This is a genomic window from Candidatus Brocadia sp. (assembly GCA_021646415.1).
Lineage (GTDB): Bacteria > Planctomycetota > Brocadiia > Brocadiales > Brocadiaceae > Brocadia.
The window spans coordinates 87,730-111,492 of the sequence record SOEU01000012.1 but is presented as its reverse complement, the minus strand read 5'-3'; the positions used below and the strand labels follow the sequence as shown (position 1 = coordinate 111,492).

The following is a 23,763-nucleotide window of genomic DNA, read 5'->3' as shown; positions in this document are numbered from 1 at the left end:
TTTTGTACGAAGGGATATTATCTTTTGCGCAGGTGAAGTGTGCTATCCTTGATGAGGCGGATGAACTGTTAAAGGTGGGATTTCTCGAGGATATTGAATTTATCATGTCATGTATTCTGCATGAACATCAAACGCTCCTTTTCTCTGCGACAATGCCTGATGATATCAAAAAACTTGCACATGACTGTTTGCATGATCCCCAGCATATCTCTCTTCTTACAAACAGGGCAATGCCAGAAAGCATTGAGCATTATTTCGCCTATTCCCATCCAAAACAAAAGCATACAGAACTCGTAAAGTATCTTGGCGGAGAGGATATTAATCAGGTGCTCATTTTTTGTAATGCCCGGCACATGGTTGATGCGTTGTTTCGCTCTCTCCGGAAAGATTTTCAAGATATTGACTTTATGCACGCGGGACTTGGTCAGGATACACGTTCTTCGATTATCAGGAAGTTCAGGAGTCAGAAACTCCGCTATCTTATTGCAAGCGATGTTGCTGCGAGGGGGCTTGATTTTTCGCATGTTTCGCACGTGATTAATTGGGATTTTCCGAGAGACGGAGAGCAGTATACACATCGTACTGGCCGTACCGGCCGTATGGGGAGAAAGGGGAAGGCTTTTACCTTTGTGTCCAAACATGATCTTTCACCTCTTCGCAAACTGATTCGCAGTAAAAAGATTACACCCTGCTGGGTTGGAAAAGACCCTCTCTGTGAAAACAACGCACATCGGGAACAGAAAACCCACGAAAGAAAAAGACCCTTTCTGCCACTGTCTGCTCAGAGAAGAAGGAAAACGGAATAAAGGAAATCCTACATAATTCCGCTGATTCCGCTTGACATCCATTATGACATAAAATAACATGTTGGTAATTATAGAATAAAAATAGATATTAGGTTTTAAGGATATAGTACTTTGTGATACAGGTAGAAAGGCAGGAAGAATATTAAGTGCCTTGCCAATAGGCAGGCCGGAGAAACAAAAGCAGGGTAAATAGTGCCTATCCATGATTCAGTCAAGGGTCGTTTTCAACGTTTCTAAAGGTATCAGCCAGGCTACAATCAGACCGATGAAAAAACGTTTGAAACCACAGATTATTTATATGCTTGTTTTTATGCTTTTGCCCCTGAAAGCAGTTTTGGCTGAAGTGTATATTATGACGGTAAGGGCTTATGATAATTGCAAAGTATGCACAGGGAAAACCCCGAGGCATAAAGCCTATGGAATAACCAAAAGTGGAAAAGTAGCCTCACGCGGTACCGTTGCAGTAGACCCGAAGATGATAGCGCTTGGAACGAAGTTAAAAATAGAAGGGTTTGGTAACAGGGTTTTCAGGGCAGAAGATGTTGGCAAGGCGGTCAAAGGGAGACGAATGGAGATATGGATGGAGTCACACAAAAAAGCCTTGCGATTCGGCAAGAAAAGATTACGCGTATTTGTCATGAAATAGGTAGAATATAGTTCTCTTGGTGCCTGACCTTGAATATGCGAGAATAAAACAGTTTGATATAAAGGTTAATTTGCAGGTTCATGAGAAGATTCACATCAAGCAAAATATTTCACCTTTGCAAAAAATCATAAATAGTTATAAAACTTGTTTTTTATACGCTATCAAAAAAACTTTTAAAGAAACCAGGCACCTCGGCTTCAAAGGTTAATTCTTTGCCACTATGTGGATGCCGAAACGTTAGATGGTGTGAATGAAGTGCTAAACGGCTCTTCGGCTCGCCTTTTTTACCGTATTTGCCATCACCAACGAGTGGATGTCCTTTCTCAGAGAAATGAACCCGTATCTGGTTTTTTTTGCCCGTTAATAATTCAATTTCAAGCAAACTAAATCTTTTTGCTTCTTTTAACACTTTGTAACGGGTTTTTGCTAATTCCCCTTTTCTCGAATCCTTAACAGAAAAAACTTCATAATCTTCGTTTTCAGCTAAATATGAGATGATTGTCCCGCATTTTTCAGTTAATATCCCATGAACTACCGCTACATATTTTTTCTTCACGTCTTTCCATTGTAGTTTAAGATTTTCCTTGGCTTCAGAACTCTTAGCAAACACCAGAACACCGGAGGTGTCACGGTCCAATCGATGTACAACAAAAAGTTGTTTTTTTGATTTAAAGCTGCCCTTACGTATGTAGTTGGTTAAAATGTGGTGGGCTGTTTTTTCTCTTTCATACGTTGCTTTTACCGTCAGTAAGCCGGCGCTCTTATCGATAACAATAATATCCCGGTCTTCATAGATAATCGTTAAGCCCTTGGGTCTGTGCCTAAAAGGTATTGGCTTCATTTCTTTCATAGTACGAATATAATCGGGTCAGATTGATTAATTCAGGATGCCACAGGCATTCCTGCCTTGAAATGGTTAGTTTAAATACTTGACTTCCCCGTTGCCGCCCTCCCGAACGCCCTTGTGAATAATCAGTTTTTTCCCTTGAGATACTCCGGAATTATAGGCATCCTGACAGGTTCTGGAATACCGGGAAAAGGTTCGGGTACACCGGGGATTTCTTCGGCGAAAAAATTCACTGAGCCGTGGGTCTCCCTTCCATACCAGTTTTTGAGACACATTTTCCCGCACCCTGCCTTCCAGCTTATGATAGAAACCTTCTAAGAGGCCGTAGATAAACGTCCTTCGATGCCTGTTACCGGTGATAGTATTTTTTCCCTTGTACTCCGTCCATAAAAGTTCAGAGACGTTTTGAAGATAATGATACACGTATTCCGCCATCTCGACGTTTTCCAGTGTCCCATAAATTTCCAAAACCCGGCCGCGCCGGTTTTTATGCTGGTCGTACCCGAACGTCCAGATGGCCTCTACGAAAAAATATTTGCAAAGCATAGCGCTGATTAGGGACTTCACGGGGTCTCTCCGCCCTATTTCACCGACTTGCTTATGGATGTAATTCCATTTCGTCTGAGTATCCAGGAGTGACAGGTTATGTCTTAATAACAACTCATGGGCCTTGGACATGGCAGTCTGTGCCTCGTGTTCGTTGGGGCTTTGAGCCAATGCCAGCAGCTTATGAACCTTATCCAGTATCTGGTGGTTTTCCGAACTTGCGGTGAATCTGCTTTTGCGTTTTTTCATCCATGTTTGAACGTCACCCGTAGCCGTTGGATCAATCCCCTTTTCCTGGCAAATCCTCTTAAATGCCTCTCCGTGAGGAAGTTCTTCGCGGATGCCCAAAACCTCCTCCACGTACTGATGCACCATTTCGTGGTAAAGGACCTCCTGGACGTATTCCCAAACATATATATTGATCAGAACAATACTGATGGAGAGACGCCGGTGACAACCGCCTTTCCATCTGCCCAACGCCACCCCTGAATACGATAGCTCAAAGTTTGGGGGGCGCATAGAGTCTTTAAAGTAAAGGAAATTTGCCGTCTTCCAGTCTTCATTCAATTGCCTGATCCATGCGGTTTTTAGCTTATCGTTTATATCAGTTCTCGGCATAAGATGAGATTATCCCTATAACGGTTGGCATGTCAATGGAAATATGAGAAGTGCTCATGAAAGAATTGAACGATCAGGCAGGTAAAATCATTCCTGTTGGTGTTACAAGGCATCTCTTTTCAGAGGCATATAGTTCAAGATATTCTCCATCTTCGGCCTGCGCCATGCAGCAATTGAAAAAGGTTCGGATAGTAACTTGTATTAAATTAAGGTAAGCCTGAAGGCAAAAGGAATGGCAAAGATTGAAAAAGCATGAAGCGGTGAATTTTAAAAAAGGGATTAATAACCGACCGGCTAAAGTACAGTTATTAACCCCTGGGACCAGGGCAAGGAGGTTTTTAACACCTCTTTGCTAGGCCTTTTTATAATTTTAAAAATTGTTTGCATCAATGTCAATAATAAACAAAATTCAACGACAGTTCGAAATTACGAAAATAGGATTCTTAATATTTTCATTGACATTAATTTTTATTTTGCTATATATAAGAGCAATTAAGACTCAGTATCAATAAGATTTTGTTTAACAGCAGACCGGCTCATATGTACAACTGTTAAACAAATGGGACAATGGCAGGGAAAAGGGATTCCTCTTTTTGCTGGGCTTTTTTATTGGATTTTTTCAGAGACATTCAGGATAGAAAAAAAAGAACAACCGTTTTCCGTTTTTTTTGTGTCCTCTGCATCTCTGGTTAAAGATAGTGATGAGGTTGTCAGCAGACCGGCTAATAGTATAGCTGACAATCTCTGGGATCAGGCAAGGATGGTATGTCTATCCTCTTTGCCGGGCTTTTTTTGTTTTATCAGGTGCCACCTCAATAATGCGCCTGATGTACTGGGAAAAGGAGGTGATCAGACAGATGGTAGAGATAAAAAAAGATTTGTAATTTCATAAAAGATAGATGAGTTTCAGCCGGTCCTCCGCATTCAGGAAGAGGAGGCAATCTTTGTGTTTTCGTTCATTTAGGAGGAGATACTTACATTATGAACTTTATGAACTGAATAAAGATTCTCTAAAGAGTACGAAATGTTTACACACTAAATTTTAAAAAGAGAGTATATGAAATCGATGATAAAAACGAGACTCCTGTCGTGGATTTTCTTTTGTGTTGTAATTGTTGGCATCAATGGTGTATCTCTGCATAAGGTAATGGCCAGGTGCAGTTCAGAGATTGGGATATTAATTATTGGGCACGGCTATTTTAGTCAGGATCAAAAATTTTATGAGTTTGTAAACGAAGTGCAAAAACGATTGCCGGAATATCCGGTAGATAGTGGTCTGCATATGGTTATGGATATGCAGACGAACAAGATGTGGCAAACAGAAGATGAGGCCATCCGGCGTCTTGAATCTCAAAGGGTGAAAAAAGTGATCGTAATTCCGTTGTATTTGAATACAAATTCCAGCACTGTGAATGCTATCAAGTGGAGTATTGGTTGTCAGGTTGACGGCGATCCGGGTAAAACTCACTATTTAGAAGAAATAGTAGAATGTCCTGAGTCATATGATTCTGAGAACAATTTGTGCATGCATATGGGTGGTGTACATAGGAGATTTCATGATTTTAGCGATATTCAATATATTGCTACCAATGCAATAGATTATCACGCAGATATTTCAAATATACTTTTAGAACGAGCCTTGGAATTTAGTACAGATATAGACAATGAAGTAGTCTTCTTGATCGGACATGGAGATGGAGACGACGGCATAGACCAGGATTACCGTGACAATGTATTAGCGAAATATGCAAGTGATGTTAAGGGTATGGGTGGATTTTACGATGTCCAATATGGAACACTTCGTGAGGATTGGTGCGATAAAAAACGCTCAGCAGTAGAGGAAATCAGAAATAAGATTATCGCTGCATATAATGATGGTCATAAAGTTATATGGGTGCCAGTTCGTATTTCCAGTTGGAGTAAAGTCCACGATCAGCATTGGGATCCGCAGGATTGCAGCATCCAGGGTGCGAGGGAAAAATTGGGGACCAAAGATTTGCTGGATGCAGGGATGTATACGCTGGCAAATTATCTGTTGTACAAGCCTGCGTCGTTGACTGATTGGGCTGTTTCTGTGTTTGAGGAAGCTGTAAAAAAGGATCAATACATAGATTGTCAAAATGGCAAATAATATCTTAAGAAAGGAGAATTTTCTATGACTCGCAATAAAATGCTTACTTTCTTTGCTGGCTCTTTATTCTTTGTTTTACCTACATTGACTTTGCCGGCAAAAGGGCACACTATGATAGATTTGGGTTCTGCTCCCTCTCCATACCCAGATGCTGCTGCCTTTAATCAACAATACGAATTTCTGGGCAAAGATTCCCATACCGACGATGGTGTCTTTTTCAGACCAGCTACCGGAAAATGGAAAACTGGGAAAAAAGTCAAAGTCACCTGGCAACTTAACACAACTAATGAGAGAAGATTTTATCCCCAGGGTGTATATTTCAGGTTATATATTGACTGGAATCACGATGGCGATTGGGACGATATCGGAGAAATGGTTATAGATTCTTTTAAGAACAAGATTCGCGGCAAAAGGGTGTATGAATTTAGGGATAGTTTTACCGTACCAGAACATACCAGGGAAGGGCCTTTCTGGGCAAGGGCTTGGGTTTCATACGCGTACCCATCGCCTGTTTATGGTGACATTTCTACCTCCTTCGGTGAAATTGAAGATTACAACCTGCTTGAAAAAGGGGGTGGAATAGTACTTTATTAAAGAGTTTTAAAAAGGTTTTAGGTTTGTAAGAGGTACTGGGCGGAAAAAAACCGTCCGGTACCTCGTGGTATAATTTTGGGGAATTCATCAACTCAACCTTACGGACTGGATTTCAGCGGCCGAACAGTAAAAAGATAAAATCAGAGGAAAAAACATCATAATTCATATAAATTTGACATATTTTAATTATCGAATGGAGGATTACATGAAGAAATGTCTTGCGAGTATTCTTGTTTTTTTGTTTGTGGTTGCTTTTGGTTTCGAGTGCCAAACATTTGCCCATCAGACGGTTAATTTTGACGGGACTATCACGATATCCGGGTTGAATGAGGAGATAGTAGGGTCGGTCAAAGGAGTGGCGGATATTACTCAGTGGGGGCATGACGAAACCAACGGTAATTTTGATGAGGCGATATTCAAATTTGAGTTGGCATCTGAGGACTCAGAGTGTGGTAGCATCCTGAATGCGGGAACTGCAACGGTAAATGCTTACAGGAAAAATAAATATAGTGTGACTAGCAAAAAATTTCCGTTAGATTTGTGCGAAGATGGCATGGCTGACGTCTTAGAAAGGATTTTGAACAAATATGGGAAAACCGTACAGGATGCGTTGGGTTTGGATGAATGTTTCTCTATAACCAATGGTGGTGGTGTTACAAAAAGCGGTAAAATAGTGAGATTTGCAAACGCATATATCTCAAAGTGTCAAGCAGTCATTACCGAGTCTTTTGTTACAATAAGTTTTAAAATAAAGCCTACGCTTAAAACCTACGACGCGGGTTATCTGAATAAAAAAGAGTACCCTTTGAAAGTTGCCGGGAAAATGAACATACATCGCGAAGCTGTGCATCATGACTAAAGATCGGATCAATTTTAAGTTTACGAAAACAGGTGATCACATGAAAATTTTAAGAAAATCTATCTTGTGCCTTATATTGAACATGGCAACCTATCTTTTGCTTGCAAATCCCCTAGGAGCCTGGCCTGAAGGTCCTCCAGCCTATCGAACAGGTGCAGTTGGTGACAAGGGTACTTGTAATATGAACGAGTGTCATAATTCTTACAGCCTCAATTCTGGTAATGCAAAGTTTTCAATTATTGCACCGTCCACGTATTCCGCCGGCAAGAGAATCAAAATACAGGTATCCTTTAGCAATTCACAGGGGATATCGTACGGGTTTGAGATGACTGCAGTTGATGCCAGCGGGAAAAGGGTCGGAGTTTTCAAAAAAATAGGGAATACCACGCAGGTCATTCCCCCAAACGATTATCGCGGGCTTAAAAAAGAGGACAAAAAAAAATATATCGAGCATACTTACAAGGGCATCAAAAAGAAACAGTGGAAGTTCAAATGGGTAGCCCCCAGCAATGCCACCGACCCGATAACATTTTATGCTGCAGGGGTCGAAGCAATTGTCAGTGACGGTTTTGTTAAAGATTATGTTTACACGACAACGGCAGAAATTATTACAGGATCTTCTGAGCATTAATGTTCAATAAGAGACAATATGGTGATCACACGAAAATCGGAGTTCTCGTCCGGATCAAGACTTTCTTAAAAATTGTCTTGTACACGCAATATCTCCGCCCATGCCCTTAGATTTACAACTCTTTTCGTGTAAACCGAATGAAGTAGAAGTGAAAAGTGAAATATTTCACCATCTTAGCGGTGCATGCCAGACCTCTTTCAGGGGTATGACAGGCACCGCCTGTCAAGATCAAATCTGCTCGCCTTTGAAGCCAATATAGGTGCAGAAAAAATATCCATACATGAGCACCTTTACCCGAACGGGATCTTTCCAGGACTGCTGGAATCTTTAGACTTCTGTATGTCTCCATAAAGGCGGTAACGTCATTAGACCACGACTCCTTGTCGAAATCTATTGCAAGAAACCAGCAGGTCTCATCGGTAAGCAACGGATAGACGCCTATGGTATGCTTGCCTTCAAGATGTTCCCTGACGATGCTATCTGTTCCACAGGAGCAAAAGACCGGTGAGAGCACTCACTACATTTTACCCTGGGTTTTTCACATGCCCTATCGACCCATTCATTATTACAGACCGGGCTAAACCCTTTTTTGCTGGTCTTTCTGCTTATCCATAAGCGGAGGTAGACGTCAACACGCCCACGAAAAAGGCTTCTAAATAAGGCAATCTTTTCCTCAGAGCGTGATATTTTAGAGATATTTTTGTGGGGAGAATCGGTTTCGTTGCCTGTGATATCAGGGGTATGATTGACGAGTTTTAAAAGTTCGGCATTAAGGGACTTCAATTCAGCAAGTACATTGTTCCGTTCCTTGTCGAGTTCAGCGAGACGGGATTCTTTATGTGAAATGGATGATATTATGGCATTGCGCCTTTCTTTGTCATTCGTTGGATTGCCTTTTTTTCCCTTTAGTATACTCACTTTTTCACATTGATTGTATGAATTTATTCAACTATAATACCTTACAATCATCAAAGGATTAACAGATAGGTTCGCCTAATAAGGTGCTCCTTTACTGAAAAGGATATTTTTATTAGTTGCGGATTTTATGCCTGTGACAGTTGCAAACATATATAGGGTGTTGCTGCCGGTTTGAAATTCACACATGAACTTGAAAGAATGCTAGAATCATTAAGATATATATTCAAGGCTCAGATTGTTCCTTTGGCCTTAAGATAGACTGTCTTTATCCAGATGATGTATGGTTTTATTTGACAGTAAAGGAGTAAGGCGATTATGCTAGCGGTTGGGAAGCAAGTACTGAGATTACCTTTGATGGGGAAATAGGGGCATGAATGATCTTAATTGTTGGGTTTTGCTTCACTCAACTAAACGTACAGAATTATATCTGTGAAATTTGAGATCGTCAGCAAAATTAAGGATATAGAAGTCATTGCCATCGGTTCAAGTATCCGTAATTTGGCCTACTTACAAAAGACTTATGGATATAGTCGATGGAGAAAACTGAAGGGTATTGCACTCGTTAAATTACCCAATGGCAACATTAGACGAGTAGAATTACACTGGTATGAAGCTCATGGTATTGGTCGAAAGGATATTAAAATAAAGCATTACTTGGATTGATAACGATGAACACTGCCAAAAAACGTTTTGCTATTTGTATTGATAACACAGATTACGAAGCATCTCTCATCATACGCAAGATTTATGAAGTCATCCCTGATGAAAGGGCAGAGAAGGATGACTTTTTTCGGGTAATTGATGAAAGTGGGGAAGACTATCTTTATCATCGCAGTCATTTTATATTGATCTAACTTCCTGTAGAAGTTGAACAAGCATTAACTTCAGTTTAAAGGGCGAGTCTGAGTATTCGCCCTTATCTTTTATGCTCAACTTTGAACCATCTGCGCCGTGCGGTGAAATGATGGGTTCAATTCTTAAAGGTCAGTAAGGATCAGACCTTCCTAATTCGGACATATTTGGCAATTAAAATATGAAGGTCTTGACCCTGCACTTTCCTGACCCTGCACTTTCCTCAAGCCGGATCGGAGGCAGAGGAAATATGCAGACAGAGCACAAAAGCAGCTAATGGACTGGTTAATCTGTTCGTGCAGCAAAGCATTTTGAAAGAGGTAAACGGCAAGACCCTTTATCGCCATTTTCTTTTTGATTTCTACTTAAACTTTTAATAAGAAATTATAAAAGGTCTTTTCTATGAATATTCCTTGTTGATGAGTAGAGAAGTGAGTGTGAAAGTATGAGTACCGAACGTTACCCAAATGATTTGATTATTACAGTTGATGATTTTCGAAGTTCTAATTGGCGTGAAGCAATTGAGAATGCAGGTGAGCATGGCTATTCCAGTTATTGGGACTCATTTTCGAAAGCTGCACGCCACGCTATGGAAGATGGTAACTCAGCGAAGGGAAAAGTTTTGTGGCTTCTTGCTGATGCATGTTCAATGATGTTGAACCCTGAAAGCTTTAATGAACCGTTTCAGCCTTTTATGGTTATACATGGAAAGCGTTCTGCAGTCCCCGCAGATTTTACTAACACTGACCTTTTTTTCTTCGAAGGCATTTTGCCTGAAATTGAGGATTACCATTTAAAAGCTCGCATTGCTGACATACTTTGGCTTGTGGGGAAACCGCGCAAAGTACAATATGCCTTAAGTGCAATTGATTCGTATATACAATTTCCACTTGATGTAGAAAACCTTCTAAAAGATGGAAAAGAGGCATGGCGTAGGGCAACAAGGCTGGCACTGATGTTGAAGCACGGTACCGGTAACCGACTTCAAAACATCCAAGATTCCATTTTCTCCGAATTTCAAGCGGCCGACTTCAGCGGTCAATCTCATGCTCTCTGGTTGGCCGACCTGCTTGAGATAGCCTATTTGGAGGAAGGCAGGTCAAATGATGTTGCCGCTAAACTAAGTATCTTTGCTCAAAACGCCAAAGATGCCCGGGACTGGCATTGTTCGATGGAATATTTTGAAGGTGCGATAAGGTGGTATAAAAGAATCAATAAAGAGACAGAGGTTCATTACCTGTATGTCAACATGGCTGAAATATGGGTTTCGGAGGCCGAGCAAAGAGCTTCAGGTGATAACCCGAGCAATATGGTTGCGGGTAATTTTTTTTGAGCGTGCAATTCAGATCCTCAGGAAAATACCAAAAAAAGAAAGAGCTGCATACAAAGTTGATGAGCGTATCGAAAATCTCCACAAAAAGATGAATCAAGCGAATAAACTTGCATTAGGTGAAATGAGACGAATTGAAACGCCTAGACTTGATATTAGCCAGTCTGTTGAAGCAAGCCGAAACTATGTCGCGGGACGCAACTTCCCGGATGTGTTGTTGGCATTCGCAAACATATATCCGGGAGCGAACGTTGATCAAATTCGCGAGAGTGCTAAGAAAGGCATGCAACACTCTATTTTATGCCGGCTTTGTACATCAACACATATAACACGAGAGGGGAGAGTTGCTGCAAAGTCACCTGGATTTAGCTTTGATAATACGGATAGTCCAGAAACGCAGCAGCCTATCTGGCAAGAAATGCTTCAGCATTATCAATCGGATATCGGATTGGTTATTCAAGCGCATATCTTACCTGCATTGCAAGTAGTCAATGCAGAACATAGGTTGATAGAAGTAACTCTGCTTTCATTATGCCGCAGCTCTCACGTAATTCCTCCTGGTCGTGAAGTGTTATGGGCAAAAGGTCTTTTCTTTGGATTTGAGCGTGATTTCGTTGTGTCCACGCATATACTCATTCCTCAATTAGAACATCTTGTCAGAATGATTATGAAGCAAAGCGGACTCAAAACGACGACTCTGGATTCAAATGGTATAGAGACAGAAAATGGACTGAGCGCTTTACTGGATAATCCTGATATTGAAAAAGTCATGGATAAGAATTTAATTTTTGAATTTAAGGCATTATTGTCGGATGCTGTTGGTCCGAATCTACGAAATGAAATGGCACACGGATTACTGGAAGCCGATAGGGCGGAGTCTGTTTATGCAATTTACTTATGGTGGTTATGCCTTCGCCTTATGATAAACTCTATTCCTTGGCAAAATCACAAAAAGTAAAATAGAACGGTACACCATTGAGGAACTGGAAGGGCATAGATGTTCAATTCCACCTGTTTGGAGGAAAAATATGTGACTGAAGAACTAACTCCTCAATATTCAGATATTATCTTTTATTCCTCACAAGAGGGGAATATTTGTGTTGAAGTGTTTTTTGGTATAGGCTGCGGGGGGCAAGACTTGTTTTTTGATGTTGCAGTCATTTTTAGGTGTATCTGAAGATGGATCAATTTTAAAAACATCTTCTCCAAAAAATTCAATATGAAAAAAAAGATGATTGCAAGGGTTTTCTTGCGTTGGGGGTGGTAAGGATCAAACCTTCATTTATCAATTATCAGAATCCTTTTATAGTTTTCAAGCTTACCTAGCAAGGAGTTTTCCGAGTTTTTCATCGGTAAATTTCAATTGCCTTTTTCCGGCAATCGCGTCAAATCTCTGCTTGACATGGAAGATATTTCAGGCATAAGCCGGTACCTTGTGTAACTCCAATGGCAGCAGGATAAATCCTGTCCCGGCGTTTCCTTCTACCCACTGTCTTATATTCGGCATAGTTTCCTTAAATTGAACTCTTCAATAAATTTTAGGTGGATTAGTTAAGGCCAAACCGGTTGCGCATCAGTGTGACAAATTGTTTTATCGTCTTTGCACCTTTTTTGACAGAATCTGGGTGTTCTGCGTTTTCATAGAAGTTTTGATGTAGCCCTTCCGCTATGAGTGATATGCTATTGACGCCTTCGTCTTTGATCTCTCGTGCAATCTCTGCCATGAAGAACTTCATACCCTCATAGGTTTTCAGCGTTTTCCTGCGTTGTGCGGCAATTGCTTTAACGATCGTGACCGTTGCACCCCAGAGTTTTTCAGATGCCTGTGACAGATTGCCCTTACGCAGGAGTATTTCAGCGTCACGTAAGTATTTTTCGTTTAAATTTGTATACTTTTTAATTTTCCCGTTTTTCATGAAGTTAGTATAGCACATATAAATATATTTACAACCCTTCCATTCTTTGGTATTGAATTTCGTGATTTTTCGTGTATTTTGTGGGTAATAGGGTGGATTTGCTTATGGTTAATCGTTCGACTGAGTGCTCACGACGAAGTCAGTCCTTCAAGACCGGATTCAGTGAATATAAGAACTGGGTAACAATTTAGCTTTTTGAAAGATATCTTTCAACTGCTTGCTCCCAAACTTCTGTTTGGGAGTGTAATGGACGAGAAACTCAGTTTCTCTAAAAGTGTGTTCCCAAACAGGAGTTCGGGAACAAGCAGTGGTGGTTTATTTAAAGACAATTTTCAAACGGAAATTAACTATAGTAAAAGCAAAAGGAAAGTTGTGATTGCGAGGGCGTTAGCCCGAAGCAATCTTAAGGGTGGGATTGCTTCGCTGTCGCTCGCAATGACTATTACATGTCAACTTATTTAAAACGTTCACTACATTTTACCATCTGAGCGGTACTTGCCACGCTTCTTTGAGATCGTAAATGTTTTCGTGGATAACGAGTTTTTTGTTTAGACCGGTGATTTTGATGATCGGTTCAGATGTGATTTTTCCCAATAGTCCCCATGGAATATCTTTTACGAGTGTTTCAAATTGTTTCTGATGCTCAGGTCGTACTTCAACAATAAAACGGCTGTTTGATTCAGAAAAGAGAATGGTGTCGTTTCTGTGAATAGTCCCTTCTGTAGCCACTGCAGATAGGTTGAGTGTCATGCCGTATCCTCCTGAGAATGCCATTTCTGCGGTAGCAACGGCAAGACCGCCTTCTGAGCAGTCATGACACGACTTTACAATCCTGCATTTTATTGCTTGTGATAGGGCATTCATCACATTTTTCCCTAAGACGGCATCTACCTTTGGGACATTGTTCCCTTTGTATCCATGTATATGATAATAGTGTGAACCACCCAATTCTGGTCGGGTGAGACCTACAATATAGACCAGGTTGCCGGGTTCTTTGGCATCCATGGATACGGCATTCCGCACGTCCTCCATCACCGAAACAGCAGAGATGAGTAAGGTCGGGGGTATTACAATCGTTTCCTTATCAGTAACGAATTCGTTATTCAGGCTGTCTTTCCCGGAGATGAATGGGGTTCCGTATGCGACAGCAATGTCGTAGCAGGCCTGTGCCGCCCTCACAAGGCTGCCGAGTCGGTCTGGTTTGTTGGTGTTGCCCCAGCAGAAGTTATCTAAAAGTGCAACCTGTTCTAAACTCCCACCAACGGCTATGATCTGCCGCAACGCCTCATCAATAGCGGAGGCGGCCATGTGATAGGGGTCTATGTCGCCGTATCGGGGGTTCATCCCATTGGATACGATGATACCTTTCTTAGACCCCAGCACCGGGGTAACAATACAGGCGTCACCTGGCCCATCATTCTGTATACCTTGAAGGGGTTTTAGTACACTTCCGCCCTGTACCTCATGGTCGTATTGGCGTATGACCCATTCTTTACTGCAGACATTCCATGCAGAAAGTATCTTTTTTAAATCGGTTCCAAAATCTTCTTTTTCGGGTAGTGCAGGTTCCTCAAAGACAGGTCTATGCCACGTAGCCTTGCGTTCTAATCTTGGTATACCTTTGTGGAGGAAATCCATTTTTATTTCGCCAACCAGATTAGAATGGTAAAACAGGCGCAATATTTTATCATTGGCGAATCTTCCTACGACCGTTGCCTCAACGTTTTCAGCCTTAAATAGGTCAAGGATGTCGTTTTCTTTTTCTGGTGGGACGGCGAGTATCATACGTTCCTGCGCCTCGGAGATCCAGATTTCGGTGTAGGAGAGCTCTTCGTATTTCAGAGGTACCTTTTCCAAATTTACCAAGGCTCCCAGGTCTTGACCCATTTCCCCAATAGCAGAGGACAGGCCACCCGCACCACAATCGGTGATGCAATTGTACAGTCCTTTGTCACGGGCCTGTAAAAGCACGTCCAACAACGCCTTTTCCGTTATGGCATTGCCGATTTGCACAGCGCCTCCGGACATCTGTTCAGATTGTTCATGTAATTCTGCTGAGGAGAATGTGGCACCGTGGATGCCGTCGCGTCCCGTCCTGCCACCGGCAACAACGATGAGGTCATTGGGATGGGCCTCTTTTTGACACTTGTTTTTGGGTATAAGACCTACAGTTCCGCAGAAGACTAATGGATTGCCAATATATCGCTCATCAAAGAAGATGGCGCCGTTGGCAGTGGGGATGCCCATGCGGTTGCCATAATCTCTAACCCCTGCAACAACGCCCTTGAAAATCCTTTTTGGATGTAAAATGCCCTTGGGGATTTTATCCAGCGGGGTATCCGGGAGACCGAAACAAAATACATCCGTATTAAGGATGGGTTTGCCCCCCAATCCTGTACCCATAATGTCCCTGATTACACCTCCAACGCCCGTGTTGGCGCCCCCATAAGGTTCAATAGCGGACGGATGGTTATGGGTTTCTACCTTAAAACAAACATTGTAATAGTCATCAAACTGAATAATGCCCGCATTGTCTTTAAATACAGAGACACACCAGGGTTTATTCAGTTCTTTTGTGGCCTTCATGATGGTGTTTTGCAGGAGATTATCGATTTTATTTCCATCGAAATCTATGATACCTTTGAAGGTTTTATGGACGCAGTGTTCAGACCATGTCTGGGCAATTGTCTCGAGTTCAATGTCGGTAGGTTCCCGGTTCATGGACTGATAATATCGCTGGATAGATTGCATCTCTGGTAAATTTAAGGATAACTGACCACGGATACTTATCTCTTCCAATTGTTTATTGTCTGCATGTAATAGAGGTATGGTTTGTTTTTTAAAGGAATACTGAATATTGCCATGATCGTAATTGGGTGTTTTGGGGTAAATAAAGACATCTTCTATCTTTGTGTTTGCAAGGACTTTAGTTGCTATGCTGCGGATTGCTTCCTTTGATATATTTCCATCGATTAGATACTTTTGGGCGGTTTTAACACCATCTATGCTTATTCCTATATCACGAAGTGCCTTCAAAACCGATTGCTCGATAGGGTCCATGACGCCGGGCTTACGGCTAATTTCAAGAATATGATGTCCCAAATCCCCAATCCGAGATCCGAAATCGTTCGACTGAGCGCTCACAACGAAGTCCGAAATCTGATAATCTTGCGTAATGGTGTCCACCAGGAGTTTTTTTGCAATAGTGTCCAGGTCGTTTTTCCTTACATTCCCAAAGATGATATAAACCTGGCGGACCCTGACGTTTGTAACACCCTGGAAACCAAATGCCTCGATCTCTGACCGTATATTGTTTCCCAAAGGGTCGGGGAATTCGTTTTTAAAAAATACTTCAATTCTTGAGTACACAGGATTTATTTGTTTGTACCTTGGTTTTCTGAATTGTTGTGAAACACACTATCACGTGCCAACTTTGCCTTTTGCAATCTGTCGAGTACCATAGGCTTGTTTTTCTTCAGGAGATCGTTTTTAAATCCAGCAAGTTCCGCTATAAATTGGTCAATTGATTTTATAACATTTTCGCGATTTTGATCAAAGATATTTATCCATAGCTCCGGGTCACCGGATGCGATCCTTGTTGCATCCCTTAATCCACTGGCGCCATAAACGAGATGTTCTTGTTTGATGGAATTCACCAGACATGAGGCAATCAGGTGGGGCAGGTGACTTACGTACGCAAGTATTTCATCATGTTGTTCTGCAGTTAAATATAGTATTTTAGCTCCCAAAAGTTGCCACAGAGAAGAAATTGTTTCCAACCCTTTTAAATTTTTGTTTGGAGGCGTTATGATGCAGCTGCAGCCTACAAAAAGGTCTGGCGAGGCAAAATCAACACCTCTTTGTTCTGAGCCTGCAATGGGATGAGCACCGATAAAGGCGATGTCTTCTCTCATATTATTTGTTATGTGTTCAACAATATGATTTTTTGTGCTCCCCACATCAGTGAGGATGGCGTTGCATTTCATGAACGGGATAACCCTTTTTGCCGTATCAATAATTTTGTCTACGGCTGTAGCTAGTATTACAATATCCGCATCTTTTACAGCCTCCTCAGGATTTAAAATCCCGATATCAATGGCATCCATTTTAAGGGCATTTTCGATAGATGAAGCCCTGTGACCCACGCCGATAATGGTCTTTGCCAAATTTCTTTTTTTTAGTCCCAGACCAATGGATCCACCAATAAGTCCCGGGCCAATGATACAGATTGTTCCGAATTGCATTGAATCATGATAGATATAAAATTTTGTGAATAAACAAAGAACGTAAAATGTTACCTGTCAAATTTGTTTTTGTCAATATTTTTAAGTGGTTTGGAAAATAAATTTTCTTAACTGTGATAAAATAGACAGGCTTGTAATTAGAGATGAACAGGCTGTCCGAGAATACAAGATTGCAAAAATTCAGGTATTGAATTATAAGACTTATGTGATGAAAATTCAGCAAAAAGTTGATTCTCAAAACAGCCTGTGAAGTGGTGACACTTAATTATGACTTTTCAATTGCTATACGCCATTGCCTTGCCATAGAGTAAAAATACTGAAAAACGTCGTAAGAAAATCAAGAACAAATAGAAATCAAGATGTGCCTCTCTAACCCTCAAGGGTTAAGCGTGGCAGGTTACAGAGGCGTTGACTCTGTTAAAACGGTGCCTTCTTTAAATTCTTTGGTTCTTATGTAATCATAAAGGCATCTTTCCAGAGAGATTTCTAGCGCTTTTTCATGAGCATATTTAGAAAGGATTTTTCTACAATCTTTCCTGGTAAAGATTTCGCTGCATAAGTGGCAGATATTAACATACTGCTTGCGAAAGGGTATGTTTGGGTCTTTCTGGAGTATAAACTTCATAAGCCCATAGGGACCCTCCAGTGCAAGCCAGTTTACGATGAGATCATTGTGTGCCATGGTTATGAGTTCTTCAAGTGTATAGTCGTCAAGAGTTCCGAATACGATCTCTTTCACGCCTCTTGGGATCATACCGCAACAGATGGAGAGTTCTTTGCGGGGGGTAATTATCACCCGCTGAAGGATGGATGAACACGGTGCCTTCCAGTGGTAATCAGAAGGCGGGTACAGGATCTCGTCATCGGGGATGAGGTGCATGTCTTTTGCAACAGGCACCGTATAACCTGTAGAAACAACATTATTATCGGGATTCTTTTCCCGCGGGTCAAAACGTGCGAGTTTAACCTCCAGAAATTGCTCAAGATAATCTATCGAAAGCGTGCACCCTTTCATCGTTTTGTGCCCGATCAGGGCAGGGAATCCAAGCTCAAGGCAGGCATCGTTGGCGTATTTTATCCGTTCCAGGGGTATAAACTCCTGATGGTAATCATCGCAGCTAAAATTTATTTCGGTCAATCCGGCATCCTTATAAATCTTCATAATTTCTCTTGCAGTCTGTGGATTTTTAGCCCAAAACCCGTTCGTGACAATTCTGGTTAAAAGCTCCTTTTTCGCACAATACTCTACACACCTTCTCAGGTCTTCTCCTAAAAGGAATGGTTCTCCGCCGGTAAAGACAACCAGTTCTAGTTTTCCGTAAGAAAAGACATGATCGACGATCGTAATCATGTCCTGCAAGGAAAGGCGGGCTGTTTCCCTGGGGCCGCACTCAGCCCCACAGTAACGGCAACTTATGGGACATTGGTAGGTAGTTGAAAAAACAAGATTCGAAAGCATACGACACTCCTTATTTCGTTCACGTTTTCCCTACTTCACGGAAGCAACTCCAGAAACGAGAAATATTTTCAATAAGTTTATCAAAGGCCGGTTTCCTCCTTAATCTTTACAAAAGCATCTATCCTGGCAGAGATGGTCGCCAGGTCCTGAGGGTGAATAAGCGGGCCGCTGAGGAGATCTTCCAGGGATCTTTGCCCATCCTTTTGGAAGCCTTGGGTAGTGCCTGTTTCGCTTCTTCGTGTTTGAACTGCATCTGCATTATCCCATTCTCTATTTTGATTTCTAAAAGTCTCAGATGATGAGCTGGTCACACCCACAAATTCCATTTCAATCCTTACTTCCTGACTCTGGCAGAGTTCTTTTGCGCTGGTGGCGCTGCGTTCCCTGTCGGCCTCAAAATTTTGGAGGGCCGAGAAACATTTCCCTTTTTGCGCTAAGGCATCTCTGTTATCCCACTCTTTGAAAAAGCCCTGCGATATCTCCATCCTCAGGGATGCCCCATGAATTTCCGCTGCATACCCAAATATCCTTTCAAAGCCTAAGTCCTTGATATTATTCTTCTTTATCATTTCTCTGAGACCTGATAATGCCCCAAATAAGGTGGCAAAGTCGGAAGGAATAAATGCCGAAGTGTCGAGTTTGACGCCACACTCCTTCATGGCCCCCATAGGGTTCTCCAGGGCCAGAAGGAAGAAATCATCGTCTTTTATGGTCCGTTCTATAAAACGCTTTAACGCAATGGATGGCATGGGAATCTTGACCCTGATTCTTTTTTCTTTCTCTTCCATAATTATCCGCTCCTTTCTTTATAAAGATTGGCTATAGTTTGTGGTTACCTATAAAATAAAAAAGCCTTACTGCAAAGATATCATTGAGAACATCTTCGGCAGTAAGGCTGTCTTTTATTAAAATAGAGATGCATTGCAATGCATCTCTACAAAAGACCCTTTCCTTTGCGCCCCCCAATCACTCAGGGTTTGCCTTTATCGGGATTTTTTATTATTGGTTCGCAGGTTATTGCTGAATCGAAAAAGGTGCGCAACTATAGCATATATAATGTGTTATGTCAAGAAAAAACAAAACATTTTTGATCCTTTGCGCTAATTACGTAATTACAAAAATACATAAATGCTTATGAGGGAAATACCTACTAAAGAAGTAGCAGGAATGCCTGTTCTTGAGTTAAAAGTGCTAAATTTTTTTACTGATGAAATTGTGGAGGAAGTGAATTTGGTTGAGGCTATGTTGCACTGTGATCTATTCTAAACCACATTTCGTAAAGGGGGATAAAGATGTATGCCCCAAAACTCAGAATGAGGAGTATATTGGAGATGGTAAAGGTGATCACAAGGTAAGGGGATGCGTATCTGATAAGCCACGGGGCTGCAATATTCAATAGAATCCCCATAAATGAAACTCCATATATCGTAATCTTTAATCCTTCGCGTGTATGAGTCATGGCCATAATACGGGAGAGAATAAATACGACAATGGGGATTGAAAAAATATGCGTGTGGGTAACTTCTAGTAGCTCCCGATAGGATTTTGGGAAAAACAACCCTTCCTCAAGTTTTAATCTGTTTTCTTCAGCCGATAGTGGGGTATCGAGTTCTTCCTCTTTATCACCACAATAGTACCGTATCGTTTTTTGAGCGGAAAAGCCCGTCCTCTCATAATAATTCAGGAAGCCAATGCCGATGGCAATGGCCATGATAGATAGGAAAAAAGTAAAAAAAATCTTGTTACTGATTGGAAGCGACCACATGCCACCCGACATTGTCTTCTCCTTGAACACTGGTTTTTTTGAATTTGTCTGCAAAACCCCTTGTCATATCAATCATGAGTTTTCCATCCTTTCCCTCATATGCAATCATGGCATGAGTATCAGGAATATCCTGGATAAGCTTCATGCCTTTTTCTGGACCTAAGACAAAGACACTGGTAGATAGCGCATCGACCTCCGTACCGGTGGGAGCGACGATCGTTACTGCTATCGTCCCATTTACGGGTCTTCCTGTCCTGGGGTCTATGATGTGGGAGTACCGTTTTCCATTGATTATAAAAAAACGTTCGTAATCTCCTGACGTGGCTGTGGCTTCATTTTTAAGTCCCAGATAGCCTAGAATCTCATTTCTGTCCCGCGGATGTTGTATGCCAATATTCCATTCATTTTTACCCGCAGGTGTGCCAAGTACATAAATATTACCTCCAAGATTAATACAGGCATTGTTTATGCCAAATTTTTTTATGATTTCCAATGCCTTATCTACGGCATACCCTTTTCCTATTGCGCCCAAATCAATTTGAGTTTTTGTATTTTTTAAGAATACAGTGTCTGGTTTTTTCGGGTCGTTATTCTTCCTTATTACAATGTTCCTGTAAGAGACTGCCGGTAGAAGCCTTTCTATTTCTTTATCGGATGGGACATGACCTTTTTCGTTAAAAAATCCCCATAAGGCGACGACTGGTGAGACAGTAATATCAAAGGCACCGTTACTTAATTCGCTGTAATATTGCGATTGTTCAATTACGTCGAGAAGTTCTCTTTGGCAGGGAAAAGGTGATTTTGCTGCCTTTCTGTTTAATTGGGAAAGTGCAGTATTGTTTTTGTAATTACTCATAATGCGATCCATGCGTTCCATTTCATCCAACGCTTTTTCAATGGCCTTGCCAGCAGTTTTTTCATCACTTGAATATACTGACACCTCAGCAAAGGTGCCCATGATCATGCGAGTTTGTTTCAAGAGTTTTATGTCAGATGGTAACTCTTCGGGATTACTGTTCTTTTTTTTGTTTTGCTCCAGGTTTCTGGTTGTTTTTTGAACATTGATCTCATTACCCTTTGTATTTTGAGATCCGCTTTTCGTATCTAAGGATTTTTCTTTTTCAAGTGTCACTGTATTTCCGGCTGATAGTTTAATATTATTGACACTTCTTTTGCCAGTGAGGTAATATTCGCTGATGACAGCAAGTACCTTCCTCACACCAGCGCACATATACTGTACGGACATGGTTGCCCCTGTAATGTTGATGATATCCTTATTTGTTCTAATTGGATTTTTAAGAGACTTGCCAATAAATTGATAGAGAAAACGTTTTTTTGCAATTTCCCCGCCGCGGCTTTCACGATAAACTAGGATGGCTATATTATTAATTTTCCCATTTGGGTTTACGCCGACAATAAAGGTAAATGGATGAAACTTTCCAATCTCCTCAGTAATAATTGCATATCCCTGAATAACCCCTTCCTTTTTTCCAATATAAACCTTAAATCCATCTTCGTAAAGTCTTCTGGCAAGAAGTTTTTCAAGGTTACCTTTTTCTTCCGAAGTCATTAAAAATACATCAGTAACAATTTCATCACATTCAGGAAAGACAAGGGCAATTGCTTGTTCTTCTGTGAGATAAGTCTGTATTTGGAAATTTTCAGACGGCTCGACTTCTCTCTGAGCCTTTGCTGTTCTTGAAATGAATGGTACTAGGATAAATGGTAAAGAAGAAAATATTGTGAGTATGAAGAATATACGTTTTATCATCATAAAATTTGATTGAAAGGGTTCGTTTTTTTATAAATCTAACCTTAATATTTTAATAAGTTCCTATGATACATACTTGTCAATTCTTGGGAAATCGGAAGGTAATTCAATTGTAGTTTGCCGCGCTATTGTGCAATATTCATTGATTATTAAGGATATTTTCCAGTTTTTTTAAAAATTCTTGCTCAATAGTACCATCCGATACAATACGTTTCCATCGGTATGCCTGACTACCACCCGGTGCCTTTTCCTCGATCTGGGTGTCTATGGAAACGTAGGTTTTGTCCCGTTCTTCGGTTACTTTAACTAATAGACGATAACGTTCTTGCCATCTCCCTTCCAGGAGTAACCCAGACGTCCTTTTTGTCGACCAACCCTTAACCCACTGGGTTTTTAAAAAGCCATTTTCCTTATCTTTGATTTCAATGGGAATACCTTCGGACGACAGGAGTACTGCATCCCATACAGTACTCTTATCTCTATCAAAATATCTGGAAACAGCTGCCATATTCCTATAGCCCCAACTTCTCGTGGCACATCCCGTGAAGGTGGCAGTCAGTAGAAAAATCAATAATAGCAGTGTTATAATACCATATCCTGTACTTGATAATCCTTTGTGGTTCATAAAGATAAAAATAATAACAAAAATAACGGTCTTTTACAAACACTTTGTTGAACTTCTCTGTAATTTAGTAATTTACTTGCAATAGGTTGAAAAATTAATAAAATTTAAACAAAAAGCCATTGTCTTTAAAAAAACGGTATTTTTGTTGTAAAGTAAGATCACTGAAAACATTTTTGGAATAAGTAATTATAAGGGGGATGTTTTTTGTCTGAAAAAACTGTTACAGAGCTAGAAAATCTGATATTAGAGATTGAGCATCGTATCGAAGATTTGGAAAATACCTCCCTAAAGGATAACATTGACAGGAGTGCGGAGATAAAATATCTGAGAGAAAAGCGGGAGAGGCTTCAAATGCGGTTGTGCTCTAAATTAACTCCATATGACATTGTCAAAATAGCGCGACACCCCTTGCGCCCTCTCGCTGCAGACTATGTGAATATGATAATGGATGATTTTGTAGAACTTCACGGAGACAAGCGTTTTGGGGATGATAAAGCGATTATTTGTGGACTAGGAAGAATTGGACAGGAAAAGCTCTTGTTTGTAGGCCAACAGAAGGGAAAGAGTACAAAAGAGCGCATAGCATGTAATTTTGGGATGCCAAATCCTGAAGGATATAGAAAGGCACTGCAAAAAATGAAACTTGCAGAAAAGTTCCATTTGCCGATTGTTACGTTGATAGATACACCTGGTGCTAATCCAGACATTGGAGCTGAAGAGAGGGGACAGGCACATGCAATTGCAGAGAATATATATGAGATGTGTCGATTGAAAACACCAATTATTAACGTTGTCATAGGCGAAGGCGGTAGTGGTGGTGCATTGGGTATAGGTATTGGCGATAAATTTGCAATTTTGGAATATGCGTATTACTCAGTAATTTCCCCTGAAGGTTGCGCTGTAATATTATGGAAAAATGCCGAAAATGCACCGGAGTCGGCCAGGTCTTTGCAATTAACCTCAAAAGATTTGTTAAATTTTGGTATAGTGGATGAAATTATTCCAGAACCTCTGGGCGCGGCACATAAGGATCCTAAAGCAATGGCTAGTGTACTTAAGGTACGCTTAATTAAGTATTTAGAAGAAACAAAAGACATTCCGGTTACCAAACTTATAGAAAATCGATATGAAAGGTATAGGAAAATAGGCAAATACGTGGAAAGTGGTATTGGCGTTAATTTGTGACTCTGGATTTGTTTAAAGAG

At 40.9% G+C, this 23,763-nt stretch carries 24 protein-coding genes and 1 riboswitch; of the genes, 12 read left to right on the top strand and 12 right to left on the bottom strand.

Annotation, left to right across the window (positions count from 1 at the left end; translation table 11 throughout):
* Both E3K36_11140 and E3K36_11135 read left to right on the top strand, forming a co-directional pair.
* On the top strand, positions 1-806 hold an 806-nt coding region (locus tag E3K36_11140; GenBank protein ID MCF6155782.1), incomplete at its 5' end, for a DEAD/DEAH box helicase.
* A 202-nt stretch (positions 807-1,008) separates the two neighbouring features.
* On the top strand, positions 1,009-1,452 hold the full coding sequence (locus E3K36_11135) for a hypothetical protein (protein MCF6155781.1): 444 nt from the start codon (positions 1,009-1,011) through the stop codon (positions 1,450-1,452).
* A gap of 151 nt (positions 1,453-1,603) precedes the next feature.
* On the opposite strand, the gene E3K36_11130 is transcribed toward E3K36_11135, so the two are convergent.
* A complete protein-coding gene (locus E3K36_11130) occupies positions 1,604-2,293 on the bottom strand; it encodes an RluA family pseudouridine synthase (protein MCF6155780.1) in 690 nt (229 codons plus the stop codon).
* A 75-nt stretch (positions 2,294-2,368) separates the two neighbouring features.
* Complete coding sequence (locus E3K36_11125; GenBank protein ID MCF6155779.1) at positions 2,369-3,463, bottom strand: DUF2786 domain-containing protein; 1,095 nt, start codon at positions 3,461-3,463, stop codon at positions 2,369-2,371.
* Between the two features lie 559 nt (positions 3,464-4,022).
* Here E3K36_11125 and E3K36_11120 point away from each other — a divergent pair.
* From E3K36_11120 to E3K36_11100, 5 genes are all read left to right on the top strand, one after another.
* Positions 4,023-4,355, top strand: a complete 333-nt coding sequence (locus E3K36_11120) for a hypothetical protein (protein ID MCF6155778.1) — start codon at positions 4,023-4,025, stop codon at positions 4,353-4,355.
* A 165-nt stretch (positions 4,356-4,520) separates the two neighbouring features.
* On the top strand, positions 4,521-5,594 hold the full coding sequence (locus tag E3K36_11115; GenBank protein MCF6155777.1) for a hypothetical protein: 1,074 nt from the start codon (positions 4,521-4,523) through the stop codon (positions 5,592-5,594).
* A 24-nt stretch (positions 5,595-5,618) separates the two neighbouring features.
* On the top strand, positions 5,619-6,188 hold the full coding sequence (locus E3K36_11110) for a hypothetical protein (GenBank protein ID MCF6155776.1): 570 nt from the start codon (positions 5,619-5,621) through the stop codon (positions 6,186-6,188).
* Between the two features lie 205 nt (positions 6,189-6,393).
* Positions 6,394-7,047, top strand: a complete 654-nt coding sequence (locus tag E3K36_11105; GenBank protein MCF6155775.1) for a hypothetical protein — start codon at positions 6,394-6,396, stop codon at positions 7,045-7,047.
* A complete protein-coding gene (locus E3K36_11100) occupies positions 7,040-7,678 on the top strand; it encodes a hypothetical protein (GenBank protein ID MCF6155774.1) in 639 nt (212 codons plus the stop codon). Before E3K36_11105 ends, E3K36_11100 begins: the two co-directional genes overlap by 8 nt.
* Positions 7,679-7,790: 112 nt before the next feature.
* On the opposite strand, the gene E3K36_11095 is transcribed toward E3K36_11100, so the two are convergent.
* Positions 7,791-8,105 (bottom strand): hypothetical protein, encoded by a 315-nt coding sequence (locus E3K36_11095; protein MCF6155773.1) that lies wholly within the window; start codon positions 8,103-8,105, stop codon positions 7,791-7,793.
* 11 nt (positions 8,106-8,116) lie between these two features.
* Positions 8,117-8,596 carry a hypothetical protein gene (locus E3K36_11090; GenBank protein MCF6155772.1) on the bottom strand — a complete coding sequence of 160 codons (480 nt, stop codon included), beginning with the start codon at positions 8,594-8,596 and terminating at the stop codon, positions 8,117-8,119.
* Between the two features lie 429 nt (positions 8,597-9,025).
* Here E3K36_11090 and E3K36_11085 point away from each other — a divergent pair, with 429 nt between their 5' ends.
* The 4 genes from E3K36_11085 (at position 9,026) to E3K36_11070 (ending at position 11,736) form a co-directional block, all read left to right on the top strand.
* Positions 9,026-9,259 carry a hypothetical protein gene (locus E3K36_11085; protein MCF6155771.1) on the top strand — a complete coding sequence of 78 codons (234 nt, stop codon included), beginning with the start codon at positions 9,026-9,028 and terminating at the stop codon, positions 9,257-9,259.
* A 5-nt stretch (positions 9,260-9,264) separates the two neighbouring features.
* Complete coding sequence (locus E3K36_11080; protein ID MCF6155770.1) at positions 9,265-9,450, top strand: hypothetical protein; 186 nt, start codon at positions 9,265-9,267, stop codon at positions 9,448-9,450.
* Between the two features lie 443 nt (positions 9,451-9,893).
* Positions 9,894-10,781: a hypothetical protein gene (locus E3K36_11075; GenBank protein ID MCF6155769.1), complete on the top strand. Its 888-nt coding sequence runs from the start codon at positions 9,894-9,896 to the stop codon at positions 10,779-10,781.
* Complete coding sequence (locus E3K36_11070; protein MCF6155768.1) at positions 10,690-11,736, top strand: DUF4209 domain-containing protein; 1,047 nt, start codon at positions 10,690-10,692, stop codon at positions 11,734-11,736. The genes E3K36_11075 and E3K36_11070 overlap by 92 nt, the downstream gene beginning before the upstream one ends.
* A gap of 589 nt (positions 11,737-12,325) precedes the next feature.
* Here the strand turns inward: E3K36_11070 and E3K36_11065 are convergent.
* The 8 genes from E3K36_11065 to bamC form a co-directional block, all read right to left on the bottom strand.
* A complete protein-coding gene (locus E3K36_11065; GenBank protein ID MCF6155767.1) occupies positions 12,326-12,712 on the bottom strand; it encodes a hypothetical protein in 387 nt (128 codons plus the stop codon).
* Positions 12,713-13,171: 459 nt separating this feature from the next.
* Complete coding sequence (purL, locus tag E3K36_11060) at positions 13,172-16,063, bottom strand: phosphoribosylformylglycinamidine synthase subunit PurL (protein MCF6155766.1); 2,892 nt, start codon at positions 16,061-16,063, stop codon at positions 13,172-13,174.
* Positions 16,064-16,068: 5 nt separating this feature from the next.
* The gene (locus E3K36_11055; protein MCF6155765.1) at positions 16,069-16,938 is read right to left on the bottom strand and encodes a prephenate dehydrogenase; all 870 of its coding nucleotides are present in this window, start codon (positions 16,936-16,938) and stop codon (positions 16,069-16,071) included.
* Positions 16,939-17,335: 397 nt separating this feature from the next.
* On the bottom strand, positions 17,336-18,397 hold the full coding sequence (locus E3K36_11050; GenBank protein ID MCF6155764.1) for a radical SAM protein: 1,062 nt from the start codon (positions 18,395-18,397) through the stop codon (positions 17,336-17,338).
* An 80-nt stretch (positions 18,398-18,477) separates the two neighbouring features.
* Positions 18,478-19,185 carry a hypothetical protein gene (locus tag E3K36_11045; GenBank protein ID MCF6155763.1) on the bottom strand — a complete coding sequence of 236 codons (708 nt, stop codon included), beginning with the start codon at positions 19,183-19,185 and terminating at the stop codon, positions 18,478-18,480.
* A gap of 94 nt (positions 19,186-19,279) precedes the next feature.
* A riboswitch (cyclic di-GMP riboswitch) is annotated at positions 19,280-19,389 on the bottom strand.
* A 248-nt stretch (positions 19,390-19,637) separates the two neighbouring features.
* Entirely contained in the window at positions 19,638-20,174 is a 537-nt protein-coding gene (locus tag E3K36_11040) for a hypothetical protein (protein MCF6155762.1), read from the bottom strand.
* A complete protein-coding gene (locus E3K36_11035) occupies positions 20,140-21,936 on the bottom strand; it encodes an FMN-binding protein (protein ID MCF6155761.1) in 1,797 nt (598 codons plus the stop codon). The genes E3K36_11040 and E3K36_11035 overlap by 35 nt, the downstream gene beginning before the upstream one ends.
* A 136-nt stretch (positions 21,937-22,072) precedes the next feature.
* Positions 22,073-22,558 carry an outer membrane protein assembly factor BamC gene (gene bamC / locus E3K36_11030; protein MCF6155760.1) on the bottom strand — a complete coding sequence of 162 codons (486 nt, stop codon included), beginning with the start codon at positions 22,556-22,558 and terminating at the stop codon, positions 22,073-22,075.
* Positions 22,559-22,762: 204 nt separating this feature from the next.
* On the opposite strand from bamC, the gene E3K36_11025 reads away from it, so the two are divergent.
* Complete coding sequence (locus tag E3K36_11025) at positions 22,763-23,743, top strand: acetyl-CoA carboxylase carboxyltransferase subunit alpha (protein ID MCF6155759.1); 981 nt, start codon at positions 22,763-22,765, stop codon at positions 23,741-23,743.
* Positions 23,744-23,763 lie beyond the last annotated feature (20 nt).